The sequence below is a fragment of the Streptomyces verrucosisporus genome, assembly GCF_017114865.1.
In the GTDB taxonomy this organism is placed as follows: Bacteria; Actinomycetota; Actinomycetes; order Streptomycetales; family Streptomycetaceae; genus Streptomyces; species Streptomyces fenghuangensis.
Genome location: NZ_JADEYH010000057.1, coordinates 1 through 6,903 on the forward strand (window position 1 = coordinate 1; position 6,903 = coordinate 6,903).

Genomic DNA, 6,903 nt, shown 5'->3' on the forward strand with positions numbered 1-6,903 from the left:
TGTGGACACCGCCTACGAGACCCGGGTGGAGGGGGATGAGGACGAGCTGGACCGGCAGGGCGCCTACGCGATGCGGTGGGTTGCCGGGAACGTGGTGGCCACCGGGCTGTAGGCACCGCGCGCCGGCACCGTACAGGCCCCTGCGGCTCCCGGTGGGGAAGCCGCAGGGGCCGGACCGCCTCACGCCCAGGGCGCCATGGGGAACCAGATCAGGTCACGGCGGGCCAGCATGCGCACGTCCCAGTACAGGATCATGAAGACCCCCGCCGCGATGAACGCCGCGGCGATCACGGCGGAGGCACGGCCGGGACGCGCCGACATCCAGCGGTGCAGCCGCTCACCCGCCAGCAGGGTGATCCCGGCCAGCAGCACCCCCATCACCACCAGATTGCCCAGCGCCTGCAGCGAGAAGGCCGCCGCGCCGTAGAGGACGTTGCCGCTCTCGGCCGCGTCGTGGAACAGCCGCCGGAACAGCGGATAGGGGCGGCCGATGAGGAAACCGCCGATGAGGGCGCCCATGACCACCAGGGGTGCGTTGGGGAAGCGCTCGGACAGCCGCGCCAGCGGGTCGGGCACCAGCCCCAGAGACGCCAGGCCCAGCCATAGCAGCACGATGCCGATGACCCCGAAGGTCACCATGGCCTGCACGAGAACCGGCGGGAAACCGTCCGCTCCCGGGGAGCCGAGCTGGAACTGCGGCATGCGAGTGCCCATCAGGGCGACGACCACGCCGTAGGCGGCGGACACGGCCACGGAGCCGGCCGCCAGGTATCCCAGCGGCCCGAGCAGCCGGATCAGCCGGCCGCGCCGCGACCGGGCCTGACCGGCCATCGGGGCCATCGCGCTGAACACCGCCACGTTGCAGGCGGTGAACGTTCCCGCCACGCCGGTCGCCAGGGCGAACGCGATGCCGACCAGAAAACTGCCCAGGGAAGCCGTCGCGGCGTCCTGGCCCAGCAGGGCGCCGGCGACGTTGGCCCCGATGGTCTGGTCGACGAACTCGTGGGACCACACGACTGTCAGCGCGAATCCGAACAGCGCCGCGACGCAGAGGACCAGGCCGCGCCGGCGGGGAAAGTGACCGTCGACGAACAGCGAGCGCGGTCGGCCGTCGTCGGGCGGGGAGAGAGGGATGTGCCGGGTACCGGGAGTCCTGTCCATCAGGGAGTGCACGGATAAGACCTTTCTGCCCTTGTCCGATGGTGTCTCGACCGTAGGGGGCGTTCGGCCGCCGGCCGACCGGCCGGCTCCGGAACGGCAATACCGAAGAAGCGCACTTGAACACCGCGGGCCGGGCGGCGCCGGCTCATCCCGGGGGGCGGGAGACCTTCGGGATGGGTTCCGGGCGGTCTTCCCCGGAAGAGCGTTGGTGGCGGACCCCTGACAGTTCCTCGGACAGCTCCCACAGCCGCAGTTGCGCCCGTGTGTTGCGTGAGCTCCGGGTGGAGCGCGCGGGAGCCGGGGCCCCCCGGGTCTCCAGGAGTCTGCCCGGACCCAGGTAGGCGCCTCCCGGTACGCGGTGATCGGTAGCGGCCCTGAGCACCGGTTCGGCCGCCCGTGCCGGAGGCCGGGCCAGAACCCTCAGCGCGGTCCGGCTCACCGGCCGCAGTGCCGCGGGTGCGTCACCGTGCCACAGCCCGGTGGCCGACAGGCCGGGGTGTGCGGCGACCGAGACGGTCTCAGCGCCCTCGTCGGCGAGCCGCCGCTGCAGTTCACGGGCGAACATCAGGTTCGCCAGCTTGGAGCGCCCATAGGCCGCGACAGATCGCCGTCCGCCCTGGGAACGGGCTGTGCGCGGATCGAATCCGCTCGGGGCGACCCGGTGCGCCAGACTCGTGACGGTGACGATCCGTGAACCGGGCGTACACCGCATCAGGTCCAGCAGCAGGAGCGTCAGCGCGAAATGCCCCAGGTGGTTGACGCCGAAGTGTGCCTCGAAACCGTCTTCTGTCCGGTGGTGCGGGGGAAACATCACCCCGGCGTTGTTCACCAGGACATCGATCCTGCCGTACCCGCGACGCACCTCGGCCGCGGTCCGCCGCACGGACTGAAGCGAGGCCAGGTCCAGCTTGACGACATCCGCGTCAGGGCCCAGACCGGTCGCCACGGCACGGCCCCGTTCGACATCGCGGCAGGCCAGGACGGTCCGAGCACCGCGGACAGCCAGCGACCGAGCCGTCTCCAGGCCGATTCCTGCTGTACCACCGGTGATCAGCGCGACCCGGCCCCGCTGGTCGGGGATGTCAGCCGTGGACCACTTCATGTGGTCTTCCCACCGGGACCGGGACACAGATTCCCCCGCACCGGGAAAGCCGTTGGTGGCCGTGGTGTGCCGCATCGCCCCATCCCTTGCCTACACGGGTGACCGGGTCCCCATCCTCGGCACGGACGCCCGCGGCGGCCACTTCCGGAGTGCGCACCTGCACTTCTCCCGTTCTCCATCGGTCTTCGTCGATTCGCTCCTCGGAACGGGGACGAGAAGCCGGTCCCTGGAACCTTTTCCCCTGCCCTGCCGCTGCTGACCGGCACTTCGGTGCCTGATCCATACGGAGGCAGGCCGCACCGCCCCAACAGCGGAGGCTTGAGTTCCGCGAAACCACTTGCCCACCCCCGAAAGCCTCAGCCACAGAATGCCAGCCCCAACGGTGGGGCAGCCCGGCGACGGCGAGCGGAGGCCACCGCAGTCGTGCGGCCGCCAGGCCGTGCGGCGGAACCACGACCGAGCACCAGCCACGCCTGTCCGCTTTATCCTCGCGGCGGTCACGTCCGGGTCCCCAGCAGCGCTGGTGCCTTCCACCGGCCCCTCACCGGCAGACGGTGCCGCAGGCAAAGCGGCCCCTGTCCCTGGAACCTGGACAGCACCGACTCGGGTACGGGCCACTTATATGTACGGAGACCGTAAACCTGCAGGTCACAGCGCTGCGGGTTACGAGTTATGTCCCCCCAGCAGGGACATAACGCTGTCGATGTGTCCCGCCTGGGGGGACACATCGATGGCTCAATATCAACTGGAGTTGACACAAAATCTGCAGCCATGTCAAGTAGAGGCGACATCAGGAAATCAATGTGTCCAGCACCGGATACACCGGATACACCGGGTGCCAGGAAGAAGATATGTCCCCCAGGAGGGACACAACTTACGCAACATGTCGCATCGGATTGACATTTGTGTCAAGCAGGGATGACATAGCGTTGGCGTTCAGAGATCAACAGCTTGGGAGAGCAGCCTCGTGTCGACAGAGCCGCAGCGTCGCCGTACGGGCGACCGGGGGACACCGCAGCCGAAGCCGCCCTTGAACGATCCGGCCGACGCCTGGGACCGGCCGCTACATCCCGTCAAGAAGCTGGACGAGGTCGCCAGAGCTTATCCCGGCCGCAAGCTCACGCTGGACAGCGAGCGGAAGCCGCTGGAGTTCTACGGACCACCGGACCAGCCGAACGCCTTCTCCATGGACAGCCTGGAGTTCTTTCTGGTCATCGCACAGTTCTTCCGCGAGGCACTGCCTTTGCGGCTGATCCTGCTGATGATCGCCTGTCAGCGGGCCGGCGGGCGAATCCACCTCACCCAGGATGAGATGGCCCACGTCCTGGATGTCTCACGTACCAAGGTGAACGAGGCTCTGAGGGAAGTCATGGCCCATGGCATCGTGTTCAGGGTGAAGCGTGGTGTGTACCGATTCAACCCGCCGTACTCCTACCGGGTCGCCGAGTTCATCCCGGGTACGGAGACGATGGAGCCGGAGTACGTACGGGTCGAGCAGTACACGGCCATCGCGGAGATCCGGTCGGACGAGAGTTTGCCGGATCTGGTGCGCTTCCCCTCACTGGAACAGATGCGCAGGGAGATCGAGCGGCTGCGTGAGGAACGGTCGAAGGTCCGGGCCGAGCGCCGCCACAAGCGGACACAGCAGAAGGAGAAGAGGACCGAACAGTGAGCGGTCTGCATTTCGCCGCGGTGAACGCGGAGGGCATCGTCGCCGACCTGGACCTGCTGCCCGCGGCCTACCGCGTGCTGCTCAAGGTGCGTGCCCACAGCGAGCCGGGCGGCCGTATCGAAATCGATCAGGTCACCATTGCCCAGATGCTCGGCCTGAGCAGGGCCGCGGTCAACGCGGCCCTGCGCGACCTGGATCTGGCACAGCTGGTGAAGAAGAAGCGCCCCGGCGTCTACCAGCTCAACCCGATGCTCGCCGGCTACCTCTCCCCCGAGGACGCCATCGCGGCGGTCAAGGCGATGCCTGGAAGCGAGCGCCTGAATTCTCCCGGCTTCGTGGAGCACTACCGCAGAGCCGTCGCCGCCTACCAGGGTCAGCTCACCGAGAAACGGCGGCGCCGTGAGGACGCCAAGCGCCGCCAGAACCTCAAAGCCGTCTCCTGAGACGAGCCGCTCGACCGGCAGGCGGTGCCAGTGGGGAGGTTGCCGCACGCCCGCGGTCCGCAGCGTGGTCTTCATTACGTCGTAATGAAGACCACGCTGCGGACCGCGGGCGTGCCCCGGAGCCGAGGCGCCATTACGGCGTAATGAGAATCGGCGCCGAGACTCTGCTGCTCAGCCGAACTGAGCAACGGAGTCAGCGGAAGGGGCACAACACGCCCCCCCGCTCCCCAACATCCTCGACCGTCAGTATGGTGACGTCATGGCATCTCCATACCCCGATGGTGACCGGGAAAAGGTAGCGTCGAAGCTGCCTGCCGCGATCCGCCAAGAGCTCAAGGTCCGCACCGCCGAGCATGGTGTCGACATCCAAGACGCCGTCACCGACGGCATTCGTGCCTGGCGTACCGACGACGGGCCTCATCCGACCGTCGACACCGCCGGCGCCGACTCCTTCTCCACCTGGCTCCCTGTCGGCCTGTACGAGCAGTTCAAGGCGGACTGCACCGCCCGCGGCGTCTCCTACACCCAGGGGTTGGCCCAGTCGGTGCGTCTCTGGCTGGACACTCACCCTTCTCCGGGGCAGCAGCCTCACACCGGGCCGCAGCGGAAAGTCATCTGTAATCAGAAGGGCGGGGTGGGCAAGACCGCCATCGCCGCCGGCGTCGCCCAGGCGTATGCCGAGGCGGGCAAGCGGGTTCTCCTGGTCGACTACGACCCCCAGGGGCACCTGAGCGAGCAGCTCGGCATCGCCCAGATCCCCCCGGGTGAGGACAGTTTGGTGGCCCACATGTGCGCCGAGGGCAAGGCCGATCTGCGCGACCTGCTGGTCACGTTCGAGGACGACCGGTTCGGCAAGCGGCTGCAGATACTGCCCGCGTGCTTCGACGGGTTCCTCCTGGACGCGAAGATCGCCACCAACACCCGCATCCGCCGGCGGGAGACCACCCTTGAGCGGGCTCTGGAGCCACTGGAGGCGGACTTCGACGTTGTCGTCATCGACTGCCCACCGTCACTGGGGATCGCGATGGACGCCGCCATCTACTACGGGCGGCGCCGTGACGGCGAACCGGCGGGAGCCTCCGGCGTCATCATCCCCGTCCTCGCCGAGGACTCCTCCGCCACCGCCTACGCCATGCTCACCGACCAGATCGAGTCGCTGAAGGAGGATCTGGAGCTGGAGCTGGACTACCTCGGTCTGGTGGTGAACCTGTACGACTCCCGGCGCGGGTTCGTCGCCACCTCCAGCCTTCGGCAGTGGAAGTCTCTGGGCGACCCGCCGGTACTGGCGGTCATCGGTGACCTGAAGGAGCAGCGTGAGGCAGTCCGTATGGGCAAGCCGCTGCTGAGCTATGCGCCTCGCTGTGACCAGGCTGAGGCGATGCGGCAGATTGCGAGGTCCGCGTCGTGAGCGGTAAGGCCGACCTGCTGGGAGCTTCGTCGGCGTTCGGCCGTGCCGGGACGGCCCGCAGTGCACGCGGGCGGGTTGCGGAGAAGGTCCTGGGCGGCAGTGACGATGGGCCGACCCGTCTGGCTCTGCATCTACTGAGCCACAATCCGGACAACCCGCGTGACTCTCTGCCCGACGTCACCGACCTCGCCGCGTCCCTGCGGGACCACGGGCAGAAGTCCGCGGTGACGATCATGTCCCGTGAGGCGTATCTGACGGCCAATCCCGACCGGGAGGACGAGCTCGAGCCGCGGGCCGCCTACGTCGTCATCGACGGCAACTGCCGCCTGGCTGCTGCCCGGCAGGCCGGCCTGTCCTCGCTGCGGGTCATGATGGACGAGTCCCTCGGTGGCGACCCGGACGAGCTGCTGGAGTCCGCTCTGGTGGCCAACATCCACCGCCAGGACCTCGACCCGCTGGACGAGGCGCGGGCGCTGAAGAAGCTGCTGGAAGTCCACGACACCCAGGACAAACTCGCCAAGCGGCTCCACCGGTCCCAGGGCTGGGTCTCCCAACGCCTGGCGTTGCTGTCCCTGACTCCCGAGCTGCAGAAGCGTCTGGAGAGCGGGGCGGAGCCGGTGGACCTGCTGCGTGCGGTGGGGAAGAAGCCCTCGGAGCGACAGGAGCAGGAGCTGGCGCGGCTGAAGGAGGAGCGGGCCCGTACACAGGCGGCCAAGGGCGCCGCAAGGAAGCAGTCGCGGCGGTCGGCGGCCGGTCCTCATTACGACGTAATAGAGGAAGCTGGTCCCGCTGCGGAGGCGACGGAGCCGGGCCAACCCGCTCAGGACAGCACGGAGCCCGCCAGCGGCAGTGCCCCGGCTGTTCCCGCGCAGCCCGCGTCCTTCTCGACCCCGGAGATCCGGCCGTCCCGGCCTGCCGCTGTGCGGATGCCGTGGGGCAGTCCTGGCGAGGTGTGCTTGATTCTTCGGGACAACATGGCGCCGGAGAAGCTGGAGAGGCTCATCGAGCTACTTCAGCAGCCCAAGGAGAAAGACGAATACTGACCCGGGCCGCCGTGCGTGAGGGCTCTGCGCCATGAACGGTGCAGAGCCCTCTGTTTCGCTGCCTGAGTGAACCT

The 6,903-nt window shown here is 68.2% G+C and carries 6 protein-coding genes; 4 read left to right on the plus strand and 2 right to left on the minus strand.

Features of this window, described 5'->3' with window-relative positions; genetic code table 11:
• Positions 1–180: 180 nt before the first annotated feature.
• A complete protein-coding gene (locus IQ279_RS27250) occupies positions 181–1,173 on the minus strand; it encodes a hypothetical protein (RefSeq protein WP_307792562.1) in 993 nt (330 codons plus the stop codon).
• Positions 1,174–1,306: 133 nt separating this feature from the next.
• A complete protein-coding gene (locus IQ279_RS27255; RefSeq protein WP_206351998.1) occupies positions 1,307–2,263 on the minus strand; it encodes an oxidoreductase in 957 nt (318 codons plus the stop codon).
• A gap of 1,030 nt (positions 2,264–3,293) precedes the next feature.
• Between IQ279_RS27255 and IQ279_RS27260 the strand changes: the two genes are divergently transcribed.
• The 4 genes from IQ279_RS27260 (at position 3,294) to IQ279_RS27275 (ending at position 6,829) form a co-directional block, all read left to right on the plus strand.
• Positions 3,294–3,935: a hypothetical protein gene (locus IQ279_RS27260; RefSeq protein ID WP_206351999.1), complete on the plus strand. Its 642-nt coding sequence runs from the start codon at positions 3,294–3,296 to the stop codon at positions 3,933–3,935.
• Entirely contained in the window at positions 3,932–4,378 is a 447-nt protein-coding gene (locus IQ279_RS27265; RefSeq protein WP_206352000.1) for a helix-turn-helix domain-containing protein, read from the plus strand. The genes IQ279_RS27260 and IQ279_RS27265 overlap by 4 nt, the downstream gene beginning before the upstream one ends.
• A 259-nt stretch (positions 4,379–4,637) precedes the next feature.
• Complete coding sequence (locus IQ279_RS27270) at positions 4,638–5,786, plus strand: ParA family protein (RefSeq protein ID WP_206352001.1); 1,149 nt, start codon at positions 4,638–4,640, stop codon at positions 5,784–5,786.
• On the plus strand, positions 5,783–6,829 hold the full coding sequence (locus IQ279_RS27275) for a ParB/RepB/Spo0J family partition protein (RefSeq protein WP_206352002.1): 1,047 nt from the start codon (positions 5,783–5,785) through the stop codon (positions 6,827–6,829). The genes IQ279_RS27270 and IQ279_RS27275 overlap by 4 nt, the downstream gene beginning before the upstream one ends.
• Positions 6,830–6,903: the final 74 nt, after the last annotated feature.

Excerpts from the sequence above, each read along its gene's own strand:
- IQ279_RS27255 (WP_206351998.1), bottom strand. The coding sequence starts at position 2,263 with ATGAAGTGGTCCACGGCTGACATCCCCGACCAGCGGGGCCGGGTCGCG.
- IQ279_RS27270 (WP_206352001.1), top strand. The coding sequence starts at position 4,638 with ATGGCATCTCCATACCCCGATGGTGACCGGGAAAAGGTAGCGTCGAAG.